The organism is Rothia endophytica (assembly GCF_928381505.1).
GTDB classification, from domain to species: domain Bacteria; phylum Actinomycetota; class Actinomycetes; order Actinomycetales; family Micrococcaceae; genus Rothia; species Rothia endophytica_A.
On the sequence record NZ_CAKMSJ010000001.1, the window covers coordinates 91,771 to 112,525 of the forward strand.

Sequence of the window (20,755 nt, forward strand, 5' to 3'; positions counted from 1 at the left end):
CCTTTGGGTCATTCTTAGGAGTTGAGAAGGTCAGCTGCAGCGGCTGCCAGATCAGCCGGAGCGGGGGTGGCAGCGGCAGAAATTTTCGCGGGCTGTACACTGGCAGGCAGCTCACGGGCAGCAGCTTCGGTAGCTGCTCCGATAGTCACTGTGGGCGGCAGCTGCCCAGAGTAGCCCTCAGCCAGGGTAGAAAGAATCAGCGGTGAGGTAGCTACCAGGACATCAGCCGAGGTCACAGCCGCCCGGGCGGCGTCCAGGTCAAGAGCCGCAGCGTCCTCTTCCTGACGCTCCACCAGGGGCTCCTGCGCCGGGTAGGTCTGCATGTCGTAGACGCCCAGGGTTAGGGCAGTATAGCCGTAGTCGGTGAGCCCGGCTTCCAGGGTGGGTGAGGCGGTCAGGCCCTGTACCAGCAGTACGGTTTCTTCTGTAGGGTCTTCCCATTCTTCATCCAGGGGCCACTCGGCCACCATGCCCGCTGCAGACTGCTCTTCTGGCACAAAATCCACCAGTACACCCAAGGCTTCTAGCGCCTTGCCCGTGGCAGTGCCCACCGCGGCAACCTGGGCAGCACCCAGCAATTCAACAGTGCTCTGCCCTAGCTCCGCAGCCAGAGCGTCAAAAGCAAGAACACCGTTGACCGAGGTAAAGGTGACCCAGCTATATTCTCCGCGAATCAGCGAGAAGGCGGTGGCGTCCCAGTCTTCCGGGGTTACCGCAACCGCTTCAAGCACCGGAGCGCAATCGACAGTAGTGCCGGGCAAGAGTTTCTGCAGTTCTTGGGTAAAGCCGCCCGCCTTGCGGGGAAAGCGGGTGAAAAGAAGGTGCGTCATAGTCTTCACTCTACCTAGTTCCCAAAAGCAGTTTCGAGCCCGGCAAGACTGGCTGCGCCTTGCTCCAAAAGTTGCTCAGCGGCGCGGACGCCCAGAGCAGCCGCCGCTTCAAGGGTGAGCTTGTCAGTGGTGAGGGTCTGACGCAGGGTCTCTGAACCGTCGGTAGCTGCCACGCAAATATCCAGGGTGAGCTGGTCTTCCTCGATGTAGGCATAGGCGCCGATGGGGGCGGCACAGCCTGCCTCAAGACGGCGCAGTAGAGCGCGTTCGGCGGTGACCGCCAGACGAGTGGGTAGGTGGTCCACCGCAGTGACTGCCGACCCCAGAGGAGTAGGCTCACCGTCCAGTTCACCTTCACGAACTTCAAGTGCCAGCGAACCCTGACCGGGGGCAGGAACCACCCGATCAGTAGGCAGGTACTCGGTGATGGTTTCCTCTAGGTTCAGGCGTTTAAGCCCCGAAGCCGCCAGAATGACCGCATCGCAGTCGCCGGTGATAGCGCCCAGTTTCTTTTCGCCGTGCAGGCCGGCACCGCCAACTCCGTAGGCTTCGTTACCGGCCACACGTGCCAGGCGGGTGCCCACGTTACCGCGGATATCAACGATGGTTAGATCGGGGCGCAATGCCAAGAGCTGGGCGGCACGGCGCGGGGAGCCTGTGCCCACGCGGGCGCCGGTCGGCAGGGCGTCAAGAGTTAGACCGTCACGGGCGCAGAGGGCATCACGTGGGTCTTCTCGCTCAGGGGTAGCACCAATAACCAGTCCCGGGCAGGGTGCGCTGGGTAGGTCCTTGAGGGAGTGGACTGCCAGGTCAACAGCTCCTTCGAGCAGGCGCGTACGCAGGGTGGCAGCAAAAACGCCGGTGCCACCCATCTGAGAGAGCGGGCCGGTAAGCACGTCCCCTTCGGTTTTAACGGTGACCATGCCCAACTCAAAACCTCCGGCTTCTGCCACGGAATCTGCCGCCATTTTGCTCTGCGTCATCGCCAGAGCTGAGCCGCGGGTGCCAACAGTGTAGGGTGCTTTCGCTACCATGTACCTTCGTCCTTAGGTTTAAGCATCAGTGCGCCCCGGCAGGGGTGCCGGGGCGCTGTGCTGACGTTTTTAGCGGGTTCCGCCGGTGGTGTCACCGGTGTAATCAGCAATACGTGCCTTGTCTGAGCCGGGGCGCAGAGACTTGCAGCAGTCCGGGTTGCAGGCGTCAAACCATCCCTTGCCGCCGCAGACTCCCCCACGATTAGCTTCCAGTTCAGCCGGATCGGCAGAAGAAGCAGTTTCGGCCACACGCTCAGCGATCAGCTGGCGCAGGGACTCCACATACTCAGGGTGAACGCCGGGGGTAGGAGTGCGTGTTGCTACAAAACCCAGGCGAGCGCAGGTATCCAGAGCTTCGGTGTCCAAATCCCACTTTACTTCCATGTGATCCGAGACGAAGCCCAGGGGTACCAGAACCACACCGTCAACAGCTCCCTCGATGGCGTCTAGCGCGTCGTTCACATCGGGTTCTAGCCAGGGCATGCTGGGTGGGCCGGAGCGTGACTGGTAGACCAGCTCCCACTCAACCTCATCGAGCAGGGCAGGGTCTACTGCCTCTACACCGGTGAGGACGGCGCGTGCTGCCTGCAGGTGCTTCTCAACGTAGGCGCTGCCGCCTTCGTAGTCCACTCCGCGCGGGCCAGCTTCGTTGGCTGCGCTGGTGGGCACCGAGTGGGTGCAGAACATAATGCGGATCTTGCCGTTACCGGCTGCCTTCTGTTCAGTTTCTGCCAGGCGGGCGCGCACGTCCTTCAGGCCATCCACCAGACCATCAACAAAGGACTGGATAAAGCCGGGTGAGTCGAAGAACTGACGCACCTTATCGATGTTCAGTTTGCCTTCCAGACCTAGCTTTTCAAGCGCCATGCCGTAGTCCTCGCGGTACTGGCGGCAGGAGGAGTAACCGGGGTAGGCGCTGGTAGCTAGCACCAGAATGTTGCGTTTACCCTCGTCGTAGGCGTTTTGCACCACGTCTTTGACGTAAGGTTCCCAGTTGCGGTTAGCCCAGGTGATAGGAATGTTGGGGCCCTTCTCAGCCAGAGCTTCTTGCAGGGCAGCCAACAGGGCACGGTTTTGGGCGTTAATGGGCGACACTCCACCGTTGGCACGGTAGTGGGTGGCAACCTCTTCAAGGCGCTCGTCGGGGATGCCGCGGCCGGCCGTGACATTGCGCAAGAAGGGGATCACGTCCTCTTGCCCTTCGGGCCCGCCGAAGGATGAGAGGATGACCAGGTCGTAGTTCTGGGGTGCTTCTGCGCGCGGGCGGGTCAGGTTTTCTTCACCGTGGAAGTCGGCGATGGTGGTCTCATCCAGGCGGGCAGGGCCGTTGGAGGCGGTGTTGTTGGGGTCCGTGACGTTGGGCCGGACGTCGTTAGGGATAGCAGTCATTAGGCAAGCACCTCAGCGACCTCGGCAGCCGGGATGCGGCGGCCAGTGTAGAAGGGAATCTCTTCGCGGATGTAGTGGCGGGCTTCGGTGTTACGGAAGGAGCGCATAATATCCACGATCAGCACCAGCTCGGGAGCTTCCAAAGCGATGAGCCATTCGTAGTCATTGAGACCAAAGGTGGCGATGGTGTTGGGCAGAACTTCGGGGAAGTCCACGCCCTTGAGCCCGTGGTTCTTCATGATCTCGCGGCGCTTTTCGGGGTTCATGGTGTACCAGTCAAAGCTACGCACGAAGGGGTAAACGCAGAGCCAGGCTTCGGGTTCGATGCCCTTAGCAAAGGTGGGAGTGTGGTTGACGACGAACTCAGCGTCACGGTGCACACCCATAGTAGACCAGACAATTTTGGTGCCGCTAAAGGCTTCGGTACGGCGTAGAGTGCGGATGGCTGCCTGCAGGTCCTCGGGCACAGCACCGTGCACCCAGACCATCACGTCGGCGTCGTTACGCATCGCTGAGACATCGTAGAAGCCGCGAACGGTAATGCCGGAAGCCTCTAACTCTGCTACTGCTTTTTCGAGTTCAGCGGTTGCTTCTGCACCCCGTGCGTTGGGGCTGGCAACGCCCTCGCGGGCGAAGATGGTGTAGAGGGCGTAGTGGAACTGGGTATCGCCTTCGGCAACTTCGCCGGGGCGCTGGCCCTGAACCTTACCGTTGGCGTCCTTGGCGGTGGGGCGAGCTGCAGCTGCGTGGCTGTAGCCGCTTGCACCGTGTTCTGAACCGTGGGCTGAGGTGGGGTGTGACATGGGTTTTCTTCCTTGACCGTTGGGTTAGGGTGTGATGAAACTTGTGGCTGACTTAGACGGTTGAATTGCGCTGCATAAAACGCTGGATGTGCGGGGCGGTGTCCGTGACGATAGCAACCAGGCCGGTGCCTGCTACCCAGGCCCCAACTGCGGTGGCTCCATCCAGATCTTCAAGAGCTGAGCGGAAGGCTGCGACGCCCTGACGGTGCCCTGGCCCGGTGGAGGGTAGCGCCGTACGCCAGCGCACCACATCAGCGGCAACCAACGATGACTTGCTCAGGGGCACGCCCAGTAGACGCCCGGCGTCATGCAGGCCCAGGGTGACCAGCTGGTCATCGTGCAGGGCGAGGTCTGACAGCGGTGAGTTCTCCTGCCCAGCACGGCCGTAGGACAGGCGGACGACGTGGCGCCCCTCCCCTGCTCTTTCGGCAACCCAACTCCACTTGGCAGTGGCGTGGGTCAGTGCCTTGGCGCGGACGCCGGTGACCTGCTCGCTCACCAAAAGGCCGGTGCCGCGGGGGTTAGCGTCCAGGGCTGGAGCGTCCAGCACAAGGGAGACCAGGGCAACTTCTGGCCCCGGTTTCACAGCAGGCAGTGCGCTGGCTGGCAGGTAGGGGCCAAGCAAGCGCACAGCGGTTTGGGCGTCAGTAGCGACGACCAGCAGGTCAGCAGAAATAACGGCTGCACGCTCACCGCTCTGAGGTTGACGCTGGATAGCGGTCCAGCGGCCGTCCGAGGGATCGCGGTCAACGGCAATAGTGTCGAACCCGCTGACCAGCCTCACTCTAAGATTGAGCAGTTCATCAACCAGTGCTTCCGACAGGCGGTTCATGCCGCCATCAATTCCCGCTACTTGGGACCCAGCTGGTGAAGCAGCCCGTTGAGCGGCGGATGCTGCCGCCAGAGAGCCGTGCTGGGCCAGGCCCTCTAGTAAGCGCGGCGCGATGGTGGCAATTTCGAGTTTGTCAGGGTGAGTTGAGAAGACACCGGATACCACGGGGGTCACCAGCTGATCAAGTACCTGCTGCCCCATGCGTACCCGCACAAGCTCACCCAGGGTTTTTGCCGTGGAGCCGGCAGAGCGCGGCAGCACCTTATCCAAGGTGGCGCGGCGGTAACCTCTGCGCCCCAAAATCTGTTTGAGAGCCGGGTTATCAAAGCTTCCCGGCATACCCAGCACACCGGTGGATGGTGAGGGAAAAGCGCCCTCAGGCAGGTAGAGCCAGGAGCCCAGGGGGTTGGGGTGCACGATCTGCTCTTCAAGCCCCAGTTCACCCAGTAGGTTGGTTACCACCGGGGTACGGGTAGCAAAGGACTCAGCACCTGAGTCCAGCACCAGCCCAGCGAGTTGATGAGAACCTACCGCACCGCCCAGATGCTCTTCGCGTTCAACCAGGGTGACTCTTTTGCCCGCGCGCGCTAGCTCGCGCGCAGCAAGAAGACCTGAAATACCGCCACCGATAACGAGTGCGGTTTCCGCCTGTGAAGCTCCGGTTGCCATGGGCTCTCTACCTAGCCTTTACGAGTTTGGGTATGGATGTAGTCCACCAGGGCGGTGAGCACGGTGGGGTCAGTGGCCGGTGGTACGCCGTGGCCCAGGTTGACGACATGGGCCGGTGCGCAGCGTCCTTCTTCCAGCACGGCGTCGGTGTGGGCGGCAAGCGCCTCCCAGCCCGAGGCGAGAAGTGCCGGGTCAATGTTGCCTTGCAAGACGATGCCGCCGCCCAGACGCTCCTGGGCTGCGGACAGGGGCAGACGGTAGTCCACGCCGATCACATCAGCACCAGCTTCTAGCATGGCGGGCAGCAGCTCAGCGGTACCGGTGCCAAAGTGGATTCGGGGCACGCCATAGTGTTCAACAGCAGAGAGGACGGCGGCAGAATGGGGCTGCACGAAGCGGCGGTAGTCACCCTCACCCAAGGATCCTGCCCAGGAGTCAAAGAGCTGTACCGCTGATGCGCCGGCTTCAATTTGAGCTGCCAGGAACTGAGCACTGGTGCGGGCTGCCCAGGATGCCAGGGCGTACCAGGCTTCCGGGTCTGCGTGCATCATGGTGCGAGGGCGCAGGTGGTCACGGGAGGGGCCGCCTTCAACCATGTAGGCGGCTACGGTGAAGGGGGCGCCAGCAAAACCGATCAGCGGGGTGGAGCCCAGCTCTTTGACGGTCAGGGCAACAGCCTCACGGATGGGGTCTAGGGCTGAATTCTCAAGTTCCGGCAGGTTCTTGATCTCTTCCATGGTGCGCACGGGGGCGTCCAGCACCGGGCCGCGGCCGGGAACGATATCAACGTTGACTCCAGCAAGCTTCATGGGGATAACGATGTCAGAGAAGAAAATACCGGCGTCCACCTTGTGTCGGCGGACGGGCTGCACTGTAATTTCTGCAGCGAGTGCGGGTGTGAGGCAGGCATCCAGCATGGGGATCCCTTCACGAACCTCGCGATATTCCGGCAGAGAGCGACCAGCCTGACGCATGAACCAGACCGGAGCGTGGTCAGCCTGACGCCCGGTGAGGGTGCGAATCATGGCCGACTCGCCGGTGTTCGCAGTTTTGAGGGGGTGGTTGGCAGGGAGGTGCGCGAGCTGCTCATCGGTGAGCAGGGCACGCTGCCTGAGGGCAGGGCTCTGGTTCATACTCATACACACTATTGTGCCAATCAAAATAAAAAATTTTAGAGACAGGGTGTCGCTGGAGTAAATCTAGAGATGTATGACCTGGCTACCACCAGCAGAAATGCACTTTTAAGTGCAGACCCGCTGCGCCGCGAGATGCGGCCTTGTAAAGCTCAAGTGCCCACGGTTGACCCCTACCACCCTTACCTTAGTGACACCCTGTCAGAAATTTCTAGCAAGTTTTTGTTTATTATTAAGAGCGTTGTGACTATTTTTAGCCTCGTTGCATCGCACCGCACTGTAGACCTCACCACCATCGCTCATCTCAGCGATGGTGTTCAAGACCTCCCCTCCCACCTTGTCAGCAAAGGCGTTGAGGGCGAGGTGATTCTGTCTACCTGCAATCGCCTAGAAATCTACGTCGAACTGGCCAGCAAGCCCGGGGCCACCCAGCAGAATATCCACAATGATGTGGCTCTCGCCTCTGAAAAGATTTTTGAAACGGTCTCAACGCGTTCTGGTCTCAGCTACGACATCGTTGAGAGCAGCTTTGATGTTTTTATCAACTCGGACGCCGCCCACCACCTTTTCACGGTTGCCTCTGGGTTGGAGTCCGCGGTTGTGGGCGAGCGAGAAATCACCGGTCAGGTGCGCCGAGCGCTCTCCCTGGCGCAGGAGAAGGGGCGGGCTACCGGTAACCTGGTGCGACTTTTCGACCATGGAGCTGCCACGGCACGCAAGGTTGGGCAGCGCACCATGTTGGGTTCTCGCGGTCGCTCGATTGTTTCTGTTGCTCTAGATATTTCTGATGACATCACCGAGAAGACCTGGGCCACCCGCACAGCGCTGGTTTTTGGCACTGGCGCCTATGCCGGTGCGACTATTGCCGCACTTCACGAGCGGGGATGCACCGATATTTGGGTTTATTCCCGAAGTGATCGTGCAGCTTCTTTTGCGGACAAAAGAGGCGCTCAAGCAGTGCCCCACGGCAGCCTCTATTCCTCTATGGAAAAGGCCGACATCATCATTGGCTGCTCTGGTGCTTCCTCCCCCATGTTGCCGATTGAAATCCCCGAGGGTAAGCGCGTCATCCTTGATCTAGCCCTGTCTAGGGACTTCGCCCCCGAGGTGGCCGATTTACCCAATGTCGAACTCATTACCCTAGAGTCGGTACGCCTCGCCGCGCCGGAAGAAACCGTGGAGTCGGTGCATACTGCCCGCACAATTGTGGACGAAGAAGCTGCTGAATTCAGGGTCAAAGAGAAGGCTCGCAATGTGGATGCTGCTATTGTTGCTCTCAGACAGCACACCATGAGCGTTCTCGATGCAGAACTAGCTAAAGTGCGTCATCAATACGGTTGCACAGCAGCCACCGAAGAACTCGAATTTGCCATGCGCCGCATGGTTAAATCGCTTTTGCACACCCCCACCGTGCGAGCTAGGGAACTAGCCCGTGACGGCAGGATTGATGACTACGTATCTGCCCTCGAGGCACTATATGGCATTGAAGTGCAGGAACAAATCCAAAATCAGGCCCTTTCGCAAGATGACGCTTCATAACCTGAAGCCGCACGCAGGGGCGAGATTCATGGCTTCGTTAGCAAGACCCCATCCCTACATCTAAGGTTTATCTCCAGATGAGCTCTCACCTTGTAGTAGCACCCAGTGCACCAGAAGGCTCCAACGATGCGTTTGTTGTGTCCCGCCTACCCAAGGATTTGCGGAGGCAGCAGCTCATCAATAACGCAGTACGGATTTTTGCTGCGCAAGGCTACCACCACACCACTATGGATCACATTGCTAACGCCTCAAATGTGAGCAAACCGGTGCTCTACCAGCATTTTGCGGGTAAACGTGATCTCTACCTGGCGGCGCTCGATGAAGAAATCAAGAATATGTTGAAGCTCATCATCGCGCCCCTGCATCAATCAGAGGTCAATAGGGAACGCGTCGAGGGGGTTATCGGCGCTTTCTTTACCTATGCCCGCACTAACGTTGCCGGCTACCGCCTGATTTTTGCATCAGATATCCACAACGACTTTGCGGTGCTCGAACGCATCGAAAATTTGCATACCCTCATTGCAGAAAATATTGCCGGAATCTTAGCGCCCAATGCAGGCCTACCCTTTAAGGAAGCGATGCTGACTGCCCGCATGCTGACCGGTATGGTACTTTCCTCAACACAGGTCGTGATCGGCAATGGCAGTTCCGATGAAGCTCTTGCGGCAGCCGAAAGGGCCACCTTCCGCCTTGCCTGGGGTGGCATTTCAATCATCGACGAGGACTGGGAATAAACAAGTCTAAAGACCTGTTTCGCCTGTTACGAACACAGGACGCCGAGGTGTCTGAGAACTAGTGCGCTCACGTACACTGGGGTAAAGCTTGGCACGGTTCCATCGTGCCCCACCGTATTGAGGGAGTTTCTCGTGGAAATCAAAATTGGCGTGCTGAATGTGCCCACCCAGGTTGTTATCGACTCGGATGAAACCACTGCTGATATCAAGGCTAAAGTGGCAGACGCCTTGGCTCAGGGCAGCATTCTTGAACTGACTGACTCTAAGGGTGCAACTACCCTGGTACCAGCAGCTCAAATTGGCTTCGTTGAAATCGGCGCTGAGTCCAAGCGTCGCATTGGCTTCGGCATCGGCGTGGGCGAATAACGCTGCCACGCTTCAGGGCAGGTGGGTGAGTCGTAGGCGACTCACCCACCTGCCCTGTTTTTATGTCTTTTTGTCGGTAGAATGAAAAAGTTATTTGGTTGCCCGGTCGTGAACCTCACCTATCAACACCTGAACAAAGTTCTCCCGCACCGTTTGTGCGGTCGATTGAACGAGACTAACCTGCGATCGGCTTCCCCACTGCCGCACTTCGCTGCGGCACCATCTAAGGAAAACGATTCTTGACAGAAAATTTTGAAACGGTCACCACTGATAGTCGCACTTTTGCCGATTATGGCGTTCGTCAGGACATCAGCGATGCTTTGGCAGAAAAGGGTATCACCACGCCCTTCCCCATCCAGGCTCTGACCCTTCCCGTTGCTCTTTCGGGGCATGACATCATCGGCCAGGCTAAGACCGGTACCGGTAAGACTCTCGGCTTTGGCTTGCCCGCGATTCAGTCCGTGGTCGGGCGTGAGGACGAAGCGTGGGCGTCTTTGAATACCCCAGGAGCACCACAGGCGCTCATTATCGTCCCTACCCGTGAACTTGCGATTCAGGTGGGCAACGACCTCTCCATCGCAGCGACTAAGCGCAACGCCCGCGTCGCCACCCTCTACGGTGGCCGCCCCTACGAAAGCCAGGTTAAAGAACTTGAAGCTGGTGTTGAGGTTATCGTGGGCACCCCTGGCCGTCTCATTGACCTGCAGCGCCAGCACTTTTTAAACCTTTCTCAGGTCAAAATTGTGGTGCTGGATGAGGCCGACGAAATGCTAGACCTGGGCTTCTTACCCGATGTTGAAAAGCTGCTCTCGCTTATCCCTGAAAAGCGCCAGACCATGCTCTTCTCGGCTACCATGCCCGGTGCCGTGCTGACCATGGCCCGCCGCTACATGAGCCGTCCCATGCACATTCGTGCTGAAAGTGGCGAGGACGAAACCGCCACCAAGGCTTCTATCCGCCAGGTGATCTACCGCGCCCATCCCATGGACAAGGACGAGCTGGTTGGCCGCATTCTACGTGCCGAAGGCCGAGGGCGCACCATCATCTTCACCAAGACCAAGCGTAGCGCCGCCCGCCTTTCAGAGGAACTCATGGGGCGCGGGTTCGCAGCCGGCGCTATCCATGGTGACCTTAACCAGGGCGCCCGCGAACAAGCTCTGCGCGCCTTCCGCAACGGCAAGGTTGATATTTTGGTGGCAACCGACGTGGCTGCACGCGGTATCGACGTTGAAGACGTCACTCACGTCATCAATTTCCAGTGCCCTGAAGACGAAAAGACCTACCTGCACCGTGTAGGCCGCACCGGCCGTGCGAGCAACACGGGTACCGCCGTGACCCTGGTGGATTGGGAAGATGTACCCCGCTGGAAGCTTATTAATGCGGCTCTTGAGCTGGGCGTGGACGACCCGGTAGAAACCTACTCATCGTCCCCCCACCTCTTCACTGACTTAGGCATCGAAAAGGGGACCAAGGGCAAGCTGCCTAAAAGCGAGCAGACTGCTGCTGGGCTGGATGCTGAAGAGGCAGAAGACTACGGGGACGGCCGCGAGCGCCGCAGCCCTCGTGGCGGTAACGACCGACGCGGTGGGAATGACCGCCGCCGCTCATCAAACCGCGACAGCAGCCGTAGCCGCGGTGACGGTCGTGGACGCCGCTCCGGTGGCCGTGAGCGCTCATCTGAGGGCGCAGAAGGTACAGAGCGCACCGGCGACAAGCCCCAGGGTGAGCGTCGCCGCCGCGCCCGTCAGGGCGAAGGCTCCGCTGAGCGCACACCCCGTGAGAAGAGCGTTGAAAAGAGCGGGGATGGCACACGCCGTCGTCGCCGCCGCACTCCCCGCGCAGAAAACTAAAATAGTTTAAAAGCTATGGCCGGGTTGGAAAGAAATTTAATTCTTTTCAACCCGGCCATAGCTCTTATTGGGATACTAGCCTCATAGGAGAAGGTGGTACAGGCTCGCAGCGAAGCTGCTGGTTCGATGGAGCACACTTTTCGGAGCGCGAGGAAATAAATCCTGGTGCGAATCTGGTGAGCTTGCGAGCCAGCTAGCGAACCGGGCGAGAGGGTCGGCAGCGAGCGCGAGCCTGTACCACCTGAAAATATTTAGGAATAGGCTTCTCCAAATAGGGCTAGCGGGTTTCGCGTGCCTGGCCTTCGGCGTAGCCGGCGGCGGACTGGATGCCCACGGTGGCGCGCTCAGCGAATTCTGCGATGCTTGAGGCACCGGCGTAGGTGAAGGAGGATCGGACGCCGGAGATGATGGAGTCGATCTGGTCTTCAACGCCGCCCTTACCCTTGGGTAGGTAGATGCGGGCTGATGAGATGCCTTCTTCGAACATTTGGCGTCGGGCCTTCTCAAAGGCTTCGGTTTTGGCGTTGCGGTTGGTGACGGCACGGCGGGATGCCATACCGAAGGATTCCTTATAAAGGCGGCCATCCGCGTCCTGCAAAACGTCACCGGGTGATTCGTAGGTGCCAGCGAACCAGGAGCCAATCATGACGTTGGAGGCACCTGCTGCTAGTGCGAGGGCTACGTCGCGGGGGTCTTTGACGCCGCCGTCAGCCCAGATGTGGACGCCCAGCTTTTTGGCTTCTGCTGCGCATTCAAGCACGGCTGAAAATTGGGGGCGCCCCACGCCGGTTTGCATGCGAGTGGTGCACATAGCACCGGGACCAACGCCCACCTTGATGATGTCAGCGCCTGCTTCAGCGAGGTCACGAACACCAGCGGCGGTGACGACGTTGCCTGCGACGATAGGCACCTTCGGGTTGAGAGCCTTCACCTTTTTGAGGGCTTCGATCATGCTTTCCTGGTGACCGTGGGCAGTGTCTACCACCAGCACGTCGGCACCGGCATCCAGAAGGGTGCGGGCGCGGCCTGCTACATCGCCGTTGATGCCGATGGCGACACCAATGCGCAGGCGGCTCTGGTCATCGGTGGCCGGAGTGTAGAGGCTGGCGCGCAGGGCCGCCGCGCGGGTGAGAACGCCCACCAGATTACCTTCCACATCGACCACGGGCGCTACCTTACGGGAGTGCTGGTGCAGAATCTCGAAGGCTTCTTGGGGGCTAACAGTGTCTGGGAGGGTCAGTAACTCGGTGGACATGACGTCCTCAACCTGGTCAAAGTTATCGCAACCGCGCAGATCCTTGGCGGTGACGACGCCAATGGGCTGGTCACCGTCCATGACGAAGGCAGCCCCGTGGGCGCGCTTGGGCAACAGGTGACGCACGTAGCCTGCGGTGTGGTGAGGCTTTACCGTGATGGGGGTTTCGAAGAGCAGGTGGGCATTCTTCACCCGAGCGATGGTCTCAGCCACGATGTCAGCGGGAACGTCCTGAGGGATGATGGCGATTCCACCGCGGCGGGCAACGGTTTCTGCCATGCGTCGGCCTGAAACAGCGGTCATGTTAGCAACGACCAGAGGGATGGTGGTGCCGGTACCGTCAGCGGTCGCAAGGTCAACGCCCATGCGGGAGCCTACAGACGAGCGGGAGGGCACCATAAAAACGTCGTTGTAGGTCAGATCGGTGGAGGGAGTCATATCGTTCAGAAACTTCATGTAACCCAGCTTACGGGTAGAAGTAGGAGCGCGCACACTCCTCTTTCTTCTACTTAGCTCATAGCCAAATACTGATTTCACGTCGGGCTGGATGAGCCTGATGAAGGTGATGGGGGCGCTCCAAAGTCGGGAATTTTTGCCAAGAGCGCTCCAGTGCGCAGACGGTTCTATAGGCTTAAACGTAAGCCGTCCCCTTACTGAAAGGCACTCACCGTGAGCACCCCCAAGAACCTACTGGTCCCCGCTGCTGATGATCCCAACTGGTGGCGTCAAGCCACCGTCTACCAAATTTATCCCCGCTCCTTTGCCGATGCCGATGGCAACTCCATCGGTGACCTAAAGGGCATCACCAGCCGGGTTCCCTACCTCAAAGAGTTGGGTGTGGACGCCGTCTGGCTCTCCCCCTTCTACCCCTCCCAGCTGGCAGATGGTGGCTACGATGTGGACGACTTCCGCAATGTTGACCCTAAAATCGGCAGCCTGGAGGATTTTGATGAGATGTCTCGGGTTCTGCACGAGGCCGGTATCAAGCTCATTGTAGATGTAGTGCCCAACCACAGCTCAGACCAGCATGTCTGGTTCACAGCAGCTCTAGCGGCAGGCCCCGGTTCGCCGGAGCGCGAGCGCTACATCTTCCGCGATGGCCTGGGTGAGAAGGGCGAGCTACCCCCCTCAGACTGGGAATCCATTTTTGGTGGCCCGGCCTGGGAACAGGTAGAGGACGGCCAGTGGTACCTGCATATCTTTGCCAAGGAGCAGCCTGACCTCAACTGGCGCAACCCCGAGGTGCACCAAGACTTCCTGGACACCTTCCGATTCTGGGCAGACCGGGGTGTCGACGGCTTCCGCATCGACGTCGCTCACGGCCTCGCTAAGGGTGACATGTGGGGCGATCTGCCCAGCGAAGAAGAGCTGCAGGAACTGCCCAAGGACGGAACTCACCCCATCTGGGATCGAGACGAAGTCCACGAGATTTACCGTGAGTGGCGAACCGTTTTCAACGAGTACACCCCGCCGCGCACCGCCGTTGCTGAGGCTTGGGTGGAACGAGACCGCCGCCCCGCCTATGCCAGCCCCGAAGGTCTGGGCCAGGCCTTTAACTTTGACCTGCTCACCGCTCACTTTGATGCAGGCGAGTTCAAAAAGATCGTGACCGAGAACCTGGAACTGTCTGCTGAGTCCGGCTCATCAAGCACCTGGGTGCTCTCAAACCATGACGTGGTGCGCCACCCCAGCCGCTACGGTCTGCCTTTTGTCGAGGGGAAGACCAATGAGAAGGTGGGCCACGAGTGGTTGCTAGCCGGTGGCCCCGAAAGCCGGCTGGACCGTGCCCTAGGTTTGGCGCGTGCTCGTGCAGCTACCCTCTTCGAGCTAGCTCTGCCGGGCTCAGCCTACCTCTACCAGGGTGAAGAGCTCGGGTTGCACGAGGTTGCCGATATCCCCGATGAGCAGCGCCAGGACCCCACCTTCTTCAACTCCCCCGGTGTCAACGTTGGCCGCGACGGCTGCCGAGTGCCCCTGCCCTGGAAGAGCCGCGGAAGCTCCTACGGCTTCGGCCCCGGCACTGCACACCTACCTCAGCCCACCTGGTTTGCTGACGTTGCAGTGAGCCTGCAGGACGCCGACCCCACCTCAACGCTCAACCTCTACCGGGCAGCGCTGGCAGCCCGCCGCAAGCTCCAGGGAGCTGAAGAACTAGAGTGGCTGGAAACAGACTCTGAGCAGGTACTAGCCTTCCGCCGCCCCTCAGGCTGGGTCAACGTCACCAACTTCGGTGACCAGCCCATTGAGCTTCCGGCAGGTCAGCTGGTCCTGGCCTCAGCGGAGCTAGTAAACGGCAAACTACCCGGCCCAGCCACCGCCTGGCTCCAGCAGTAAGCAGAGAATCAGCGTCCCGCATAGGGACACGGCTCAGCGGCACACCTCCAGAGCCCTCAAGCTCAAACAGTTTCTCGCTTCGCTTCGAAAAACTCGCAGTCGGGGTCGAAGGTGTGCCGCTGAGCTTTGCCCTATGGGATCAGACCCGAGCCGGAGGGCAGGGCCATCGTGCTCCCGCCTAACCGGCAAAAGGTAAGAGTCTAGCGCGCCTGCTCGCGGATTCGGGCAACTGTTTCGGGGTCGGTCGTGTTCTCACCCAGCCGGTTGGGTTTGCCGGCGCCGTGATAGTCAGAGGAGCCGGTGACTAGCAGGTCGTGTTCTTTAGTTACCTGTAGTAGCCAGGCGCGGTCTTCTGGACCGTTGTCCCGGTGGTAAACCTCAAGCCCTGCAAGACCTGCCTCAATCATGGCAAAGATTAGCTCTTCAGAGGCAACCCGCCCTCGGGCTATTGCCCGGGGGTGGGCCATGACCGGCACTCCCCCGGCAGCCCGCACAAGCCGGACAGCCTCAACCGGGTCCACCGCGTAGTGAGGCACGTAGTATTTTGAGCGGGTCGTCAAAACGGTCTCAAAGGCCTCCGACCGGTTAGCTACTACCCCGGCAGCTACCAGAGCATCAGCAATATGGGGGCGGCCCACGGTAGCCCCTTCATGGGTATGAGCCTGAACCGCCTCCCAGGTGAGCGGATAGTCCTCTGCTAGAAGTTGCACCATGCGCTGAGCTCTGCCCACCCGCGATTCCCTGGCTCTTGAAATTTCAGCCAGCAGAGCGGCGTCCTGTGGGTCATGCAGATATGACAGGAGGTGGACGCTAACTCCCTGGCCCGAGCAAGAGACCTCCATACCAGGCACAAAATCCAACCCAAAGTGCTCTGCCAGTTGCCCAGCTCGCTGCCACCCGGCGGTAGTGTCGTGGTCGGTGAGGGCGAAACCGGTCAGCCCGGTGGTAGCGATTTCACCGACTAACTCGTCCAGGCTCTGGGTGCCGTCAGAAATCTGTGAGTGGGTGTGGAGATCGTACATACCCTCTACTGTACCGAGCACCCAGGCGGGTGCGAAACCATCGGTTAGAGTGGAGACATGACTACTTCTGAACATGCAGCAGGCTCTGAGCAGCCCATCGAAGAGCGCGTGAATAACCGCTCAGCAGCACCTTCTTCCAAGGCTTTCACTGATTTCATGGCAGCCAACTGGGCTCCAGCAGACACCGAGCTACCCGCGCGCTCAACCGTCGCGGACTTCACCGCTCAACGGCGTGCTGCGATCTCAGCAATGTTCCCCGGCGAACGACTGGTGCTCCCAGCCGGCCCGCTCAAGGTACGTTCCAATGACACCGACTACCGATTCCGCCCACATTCGGCTTTCGCTCACCAGACCGGACTAGGCCTGGATCACGAGCCGGACGCCGTGCTGGTCTTTGAGCCAGTGGAAGAAGGCACCGGCGATCAGGGGTCGAACCATGAAGCAACCCTCTACTTCCGCCCTCTCGCGGGTCGGGACACCGAGCAGTTCTACAAGGACCCCCGCTACGGTGAGTTCTGGGTAGGTGCCCGCCCCACCCTTGAGGCTGTGTCGGCTGAGTACGGCATCGCAACCGCTGACCTGTCCGAACTTGAAGTTGCTATCACCAAGAACGCCGGCAACCAGGCGTTGGGTGGTATTCGCATCCGCTTGGTTCGCGATGTTGACCTCAATGTGGATGCCCTGGTCGATACCTCCCGCTATAACACCGCCGTTGATTTAGAAGAATCTGACAAGCTGGACGCCGTGCTCACCGAAGCGCTGTCTGAGGCACGCCTCGTCAAGGACAGCATTGAGGTAGAAAATCTACGCCGCTCGGTAGCGAACACCATTGACGGTTTCGCAGAAGTCGTTAAGGCTCTACCTGCCGCCCGCGACCACCACCGCGGCGAGCGCATCATCGAAACCGCTTTCTTTGCCAAGGCCCGCGCTGAAGGCAACGACTTGGGCTACGACACCATTGCCGCCTGCGGTAACAACGCCACGGTTCTGCACTGGATTCGTAACAACGGCACGGTAGAAGACGGCAAACTTATGCTGGTGGACGCCGGCGTAGAGGATGACACCCTCTACACAGCTGACATCACCCGCACCTTCCCCGTCAACGGTAAGTTCACCGAGGTTCAGGCTAAGGCTTACAACATTGTCTTGGAAGCAGCGGACGCTGCTTTTGAAGCAGCTGTGCCCGGTGCCCGTTTCAAGGACGTCCACGCCGCAGCTATGCAGGTGCTGGCGAGCCGTCTTCACGAGTGGGGTTTGCTTCCCGTCACCGCTGAGGTTTCCCTGTCAGAAGAAGGCGGCCACCACCGCCGCTGGATGCCCCACGGCACCAGCCACCACCTGGGCCTGGATGTGCACGACTGTGCCCAGGCGAAACGTGAACTCTACATGGACGGCGTACTAGAACCCGGCATGGTCTTCACTATTGAACCCGGTCTCTACTTCAAGGAAGAAGACCTAGCGATCCCCGCGGAGCTACGCGGCATCGGCATCCGTATTGAGGACGATGTGCTCATCACCGAGACCGGCAATGAAAACCTCTCTGCTGCCCTACCCCGTACTGTAGAGGGCATCGAAGAGTGGATGGCTCAGCTGAGTAACTAGCCCCTTCCCCCCCATAACAGCAAAGCCCCTCACGAGTTACTACTCGTGAGGGGCTTTGTTCTCGTCTGCCTAACGACTTTCGTCATTCCCGCATACTAGCTGATGAATATAGCGGCGAGCTGGTCGGGTCTGGCGTGAATCGCCGTGTGAGCGCCAGCGAACCGGGCGAGAAGGTCTGCTCGCCGCCGCTATATTCATCAGCTAGATTCAGAACTGTCCTCGTCCTTTTTCGGTGCGGGGGCAGGTGCCTGGCGGATGGTTCTCTCGAACTCAGCCTGATCTTCCACGCGAATCCCGTAGCGTGACTCGCTCTGCTGGGCACGCACCTGCTCCACCCGTTCATTAGTGGTGGCGGGTGCGGGCTGCTCACGGATCTGCTGCTCAAACTCCTGAGGGTTGTCGATACGCAGACCGAACTTACCGGCGGCCTTTGACCCGTCCTTGTTGGTTTCAGCCGGTGGGGTGAAAACCGGGGTGGGTGCTTCGACCTGTTCGGGGGCTTGCTGAGGTGCCGCCAGTGAACCGGTGGGTGCTGTAGTAGCCTGAGGTGGCTGGGGGTGCTGGGCTGGTGCCGCAGGCTGCCCAGGAGCTTGGTAGTGAGGTGCCTGGTGATGAACGGCCTGATGCGGAGGCATCTGCTGGTGATGGTACTGGGCGGGCTGGTGAGGCTGCCCCTGCATAGGAACGCGCAGCAGGTGACGGGCAGCTGCTGCTGTAGCGGGGATAGCCATGAGGTCTAGGCGAGTCGGCAACATCTGGGTACGGGTGCGAATTCCCTTTCCCTTGGTGCGGGAAGCAACCAGAATGGACCAGATAATGCAAAAAGCAATGGCCAGCGGGACGATGCTTAGAATGTTGGCCAGCATGGAGGTCTGGGTAAGAATCGAATTGAAAACACCCACCATAATGCCCAGCATGATGCCCTGTATGGCACCGTTCAGGGCGGCTCGGGGGTAGGTTGCCTGGCCGGTGATGTAGTCCACCTGCTTAACGTCATGACCTACGATGAAGAGGCTGTGCACGGGGAACTTTTGGCTTGCCAGGAATTCGACTGCCTTGTTGAGTTCTTTGCGGTCAGAAAAGGTTGCCACGAGTTCGCCGGGCGGGATGTGCGAGCCGTCTGCCATGGTGAGGGCCGGGGGTGCTTTCAGTTGGTCCATTCCCCCATTTTCTCTTACTCTGCTGGCAGCTTGCTGGGTGGGTGGTGCTTTATCGCCCCTGGTGAACGGAGAGGTGCTCCTAGGCAGGGTGAGAGCGCTAGCGTCCTTGCTGGCTCTGGAGAAGAAAGGATGGCTGTCACAGCGGGTGCGGCGTAGCGGGGCGCTCTAAAGGCTAGTACCCTTAGAAACTGTGAGTACTGCACCGAATAAGATTTTTATTGCCCGCCTTCTTGGCCTGGATGTCTTTGACCCGCACGGTGACCGTTTAGGTCGCTTGCGTGATGTTGTGGTGCTTAAACACGGTTTCACGCAGTTCTCAGCGGTGGGTTCCCTGGCCAAGCTCAAAGAGCCGGTGGTGGTGGGTATTGTGATTGAGATTTTGGGCAAGAAACGTATTTTTGTGCCTATGACGCGCGTGACCAGCATCGATTCCACCCAAATCATTCTGACCGGCCTGGTGAACCTGCGCCGTTTTGAGCAGCGCGGTTCAGAAGCCTTAGTCGTCGGTGAGCTCTTTGACCGTAAGGTGCAGTTGCGGGATGGCTCTGGCCGGGCACAGATTGAGGACGTCGCGATGGAACAGCGCCGTAACGGTGACTGGTTCATCTCTGAACTCTTCGTCTCCCGCGGGCACAACACGTTAATGCGCCGCCGTAAAGAAACCCTCATTATCGACTGGCATGAGGCCATTCTTTCCACCGATTTTGAGCCTCAGGCAGCCACCGCATTCGTGGCAAGCCATGAGGACTCCAACCCCGCTGACCTTGCGGACGCCATCCACGAGATGAACAAAAAGCGCAAGGTAGAGGTGGCCCAAGAGCTGCAGGACGAACGCCTAGCGGACGTTTTGCAGGAGCTACCCGAGGATGATCAGGTAGAGATTCTCTCCCACCTTGAGGTGGAGCGCGCGGTCAACGTGCTAGAAGAGATGGAACCCGATGACGCCGCTGACCTGCTCAGCGAGCTCTCTGATCAGCAGCGTGAAGAGCTGCTGACCCTCATGGACCCTGACGATTCTGATGACGTGCGCCGTCTGCTGGAATACGAGGAGGGCACCGCCGGTTCGTTGATGAACCCGGTACCCATTGTGCTCTCCCCTGAGGCTACTGTTGCCGAGGCACTAGCGCACATCCGCCAGGAGGAAATTTCACCCGCCCTGGCCGCTGCCGTTATGGTGGCGCGTCCGCCCCTGGAAACCCCCACCGGCAAGTACCTGGGGCTGGTGCATATGCAGCGTTTACTGCGCCATTCCCCCAGCGAGCAGGTGGGCAACATTTTGGATACCTCAATTGAGGCAGTCAACGATGCCGCCAGTATCGAGGAGGTCTCCCGCGTGCTGGCAACCTACGACCTTACCATCGTGCCGGTAGTCAACGAATTTGACCGCCTGGTCGGAGCTGTCACGGTGGATGACGTGCTCGATGAGATGCTGCCCGATGACTGGCGCACCTACGATGATGGAACCCCGATCCGAAAGGTAGGCCGACGCTTTGAGTGATGCACGCCCTTCGCTAGATACCGCGCAGACCCTGGGCACACCCCAAGAAAAAAAGCGGCGCAGGTTCTTCTCGGCCAACCCCAACCCGGATGCCTTCGGTCAGATGACCGAAAAGATTGCGCGTTTTATGGGCACCCCGCAGTTCTTGCTGTGGATGACCGTTTTCTGCGCTGTCTGGTTGGGCTGGAACACCCTGGCCCCCGAGGAAATGCAGTTTGACCCTAGGGCACTGAACTTCACCCTGCTCACCCTCATGCTCTCTCTGCAGGCGTCCTACGCCGCGCCTCTGCTGCTTCTAGCGCAGAACCGGCAGGACGACCGCGACCGCGTGGTTTCTAAACAGGACCGCCAGCGGGACCAGCAGAACCTGGAAGAAACTGAGTACCTGACCCGCGAAATTGCCTCCCTGCGCATCACTCTGCGTGAGGTAGCCACCCGCGACTTCGTACGGAGTGAGATGCGGGATTTGATGGACGAAATTCAAGAGGTTCAGAAACGCCAGGAGGAGCTCTTTGCCCGCGCCGAGCATCTAGCCCGTGGCCTTGATGAGAGCGACCCCGAGGTGGAACTCCCCGAATTTGACCCCAACTCCGCCAACCCTTCAACCAGCGCTTTTGACCTGCTGAATGAAGACCGCCCCAAGAACCGTAAGAAGAAGATGGTGAAGGATATCGACGGCTCACCTGAGTAGTCGAACCCGTGAAC

At 59.6% G+C, this 20,755-nt stretch carries 17 protein-coding genes; 8 read left to right on the forward strand and 9 right to left on the reverse strand.

What is annotated here, in order from left to right:
• Positions 1–14: 14 nt before the first annotated feature.
• From L6990_RS00380 to hemE, 6 genes are all read right to left on the reverse strand, one after another.
• Entirely contained in the window at positions 15–830 is an 816-nt protein-coding gene (locus L6990_RS00380) for a uroporphyrinogen-III synthase (RefSeq protein ID WP_237202101.1), read from the reverse strand.
• 14 nt (positions 831–844) lie between these two features.
• On the reverse strand, positions 845–1,864 hold the full coding sequence (gene hemC, locus L6990_RS00385) for a hydroxymethylbilane synthase (RefSeq protein ID WP_237202102.1): 1,020 nt from the start codon (positions 1,862–1,864) through the stop codon (positions 845–847).
• A 69-nt stretch (positions 1,865–1,933) separates the two neighbouring features.
• On the reverse strand, positions 1,934–3,253 hold the full coding sequence (locus L6990_RS00390) for a ferrochelatase (protein WP_237202103.1): 1,320 nt from the start codon (positions 3,251–3,253) through the stop codon (positions 1,934–1,936).
• Positions 3,253–4,056, reverse strand: coding sequence for a hydrogen peroxide-dependent heme synthase (gene hemQ, locus L6990_RS00395; protein WP_237202104.1), 804 nt, complete (start codon positions 4,054–4,056; stop codon positions 3,253–3,255). The genes L6990_RS00390 and hemQ overlap by 1 nt, the downstream gene beginning before the upstream one ends.
• 52 nt (positions 4,057–4,108) lie before the next feature.
• Positions 4,109–5,557: a protoporphyrinogen oxidase gene (gene hemG, locus L6990_RS00400; RefSeq protein ID WP_237202105.1), complete on the reverse strand. Its 1,449-nt coding sequence runs from the start codon at positions 5,555–5,557 to the stop codon at positions 4,109–4,111.
• An 11-nt stretch (positions 5,558–5,568) separates the two neighbouring features.
• Positions 5,569–6,690, reverse strand: coding sequence for a uroporphyrinogen decarboxylase (gene hemE, locus L6990_RS00405; protein ID WP_237202418.1), 1,122 nt, complete (start codon positions 6,688–6,690; stop codon positions 5,569–5,571).
• Between the two features lie 243 nt (positions 6,691–6,933).
• Between hemE and L6990_RS00410 the strand changes: the two genes are divergently transcribed.
• The 4 genes from L6990_RS00410 to L6990_RS00425 all read left to right on the forward strand — a co-directional run bounded on the left by L6990_RS00410 (position 6,934) and on the right by L6990_RS00425 (position 11,179).
• A complete protein-coding gene (locus L6990_RS00410; RefSeq protein ID WP_237202106.1) occupies positions 6,934–8,229 on the forward strand; it encodes a glutamyl-tRNA reductase in 1,296 nt (431 codons plus the stop codon).
• A 77-nt stretch (positions 8,230–8,306) separates the two neighbouring features.
• Positions 8,307–8,963 carry a TetR/AcrR family transcriptional regulator gene (locus tag L6990_RS00415; RefSeq protein WP_237202107.1) on the forward strand — a complete coding sequence of 219 codons (657 nt, stop codon included), beginning with the start codon at positions 8,307–8,309 and terminating at the stop codon, positions 8,961–8,963.
• Between the two features lie 132 nt (positions 8,964–9,095).
• Positions 9,096–9,329, forward strand: a complete 234-nt coding sequence (locus L6990_RS00420; protein WP_237202108.1) for a DUF3107 domain-containing protein — start codon at positions 9,096–9,098, stop codon at positions 9,327–9,329.
• Between the two features lie 239 nt (positions 9,330–9,568).
• Positions 9,569–11,179 (forward strand): DEAD/DEAH box helicase, encoded by a 1,611-nt coding sequence (locus L6990_RS00425; protein WP_237202109.1) that lies wholly within the window; start codon positions 9,569–9,571, stop codon positions 11,177–11,179.
• A gap of 277 nt (positions 11,180–11,456) precedes the next feature.
• On the opposite strand, the gene L6990_RS00430 is transcribed toward L6990_RS00425, so the two are convergent.
• Entirely contained in the window at positions 11,457–12,890 is a 1,434-nt protein-coding gene (locus L6990_RS00430) for a GuaB1 family IMP dehydrogenase-related protein (RefSeq protein ID WP_237202419.1), read from the reverse strand.
• Between the two features lie 213 nt (positions 12,891–13,103).
• Here L6990_RS00430 and L6990_RS00435 point away from each other — a divergent pair, with 213 nt between their 5' ends.
• Entirely contained in the window at positions 13,104–14,768 is a 1,665-nt protein-coding gene (locus L6990_RS00435; protein WP_237202110.1) for a glycoside hydrolase family 13 protein, read from the forward strand.
• A 200-nt stretch (positions 14,769–14,968) separates the two neighbouring features.
• Here the strand turns inward: L6990_RS00435 and L6990_RS00440 are convergent, their stop codons facing one another.
• Positions 14,969–15,790: a PHP domain-containing protein gene (locus L6990_RS00440; protein ID WP_237202111.1), complete on the reverse strand. Its 822-nt coding sequence runs from the start codon at positions 15,788–15,790 to the stop codon at positions 14,969–14,971.
• Positions 15,791–15,847: 57 nt separating this feature from the next.
• On the opposite strand from L6990_RS00440, the gene L6990_RS00445 reads away from it, so the two are divergent.
• Positions 15,848–17,392, forward strand: coding sequence for an aminopeptidase P family protein (locus tag L6990_RS00445; protein ID WP_237202112.1), 1,545 nt, complete (start codon positions 15,848–15,850; stop codon positions 17,390–17,392).
• 197 nt (positions 17,393–17,589) lie between these two features.
• Here L6990_RS00445 and L6990_RS00450 read toward each other — a convergent pair whose 3' ends face one another.
• Positions 17,590–18,552, reverse strand: a complete 963-nt coding sequence (locus tag L6990_RS00450; RefSeq protein ID WP_237202113.1) for a general stress protein — start codon at positions 18,550–18,552, stop codon at positions 17,590–17,592.
• 190 nt (positions 18,553–18,742) lie between these two features.
• Here L6990_RS00450 and L6990_RS00455 point away from each other — a divergent pair, with 190 nt between their 5' ends.
• Complete coding sequence (locus L6990_RS00455; RefSeq protein WP_237202114.1) at positions 18,743–20,050, forward strand: magnesium transporter MgtE N-terminal domain-containing protein; 1,308 nt, start codon at positions 18,743–18,745, stop codon at positions 20,048–20,050.
• Complete coding sequence (locus tag L6990_RS00460; protein WP_440480465.1) at positions 20,043–20,741, forward strand: DUF1003 domain-containing protein; 699 nt, start codon at positions 20,043–20,045, stop codon at positions 20,739–20,741. The genes L6990_RS00455 and L6990_RS00460 overlap by 8 nt, the downstream gene beginning before the upstream one ends.
• Positions 20,742–20,755 lie beyond the last annotated feature (14 nt).

What these genes read in the sequence shown, in the direction of transcription:
- L6990_RS00380 (WP_237202101.1), bottom strand. Translation starts at nt 830, where the DNA reads ATGACGCACCTTCTTTTCACCCGCTTTCCCCGCAAGGCGGGCGGCTTT.
- hemC (WP_237202102.1), bottom strand. Translation starts at nt 1,864, where the DNA reads ATGGTAGCGAAAGCACCCTACACTGTTGGCACCCGCGGCTCAGCTCTG.
- L6990_RS00390 (WP_237202103.1), bottom strand. Translation starts at nt 3,253, where the DNA reads ATGACTGCTATCCCTAACGACGTCCGGCCCAACGTCACGGACCCCAAC.
- hemQ (WP_237202104.1), bottom strand. Translation starts at nt 4,056, where the DNA reads ATGTCACACCCCACCTCAGCCCACGGTTCAGAACACGGTGCAAGCGGC.
- hemG (WP_237202105.1), bottom strand. Translation starts at nt 5,557, where the DNA reads ATGGCAACCGGAGCTTCACAGGCGGAAACCGCACTCGTTATCGGTGGC.
- hemE (WP_237202418.1), bottom strand. Translation starts at nt 6,690, where the DNA reads ATGAACCAGAGCCCTGCCCTCAGGCAGCGTGCCCTGCTCACCGATGAG.
- L6990_RS00415 (WP_237202107.1), top strand. Translation starts at nt 8,307, where the DNA reads ATGAGCTCTCACCTTGTAGTAGCACCCAGTGCACCAGAAGGCTCCAAC.
- L6990_RS00430 (WP_237202419.1), bottom strand. Translation starts at nt 12,890, where the DNA reads ATGAAGTTTCTGAACGATATGACTCCCTCCACCGATCTGACCTACAAC.
- L6990_RS00440 (WP_237202111.1), bottom strand. Translation starts at nt 15,790, where the DNA reads ATGTACGATCTCCACACCCACTCACAGATTTCTGACGGCACCCAGAGC.
- L6990_RS00445 (WP_237202112.1), top strand. Translation starts at nt 15,848, where the DNA reads ATGACTACTTCTGAACATGCAGCAGGCTCTGAGCAGCCCATCGAAGAG.
- L6990_RS00450 (WP_237202113.1), bottom strand. Translation starts at nt 18,552, where the DNA reads ATGGACCAACTGAAAGCACCCCCGGCCCTCACCATGGCAGACGGCTCG.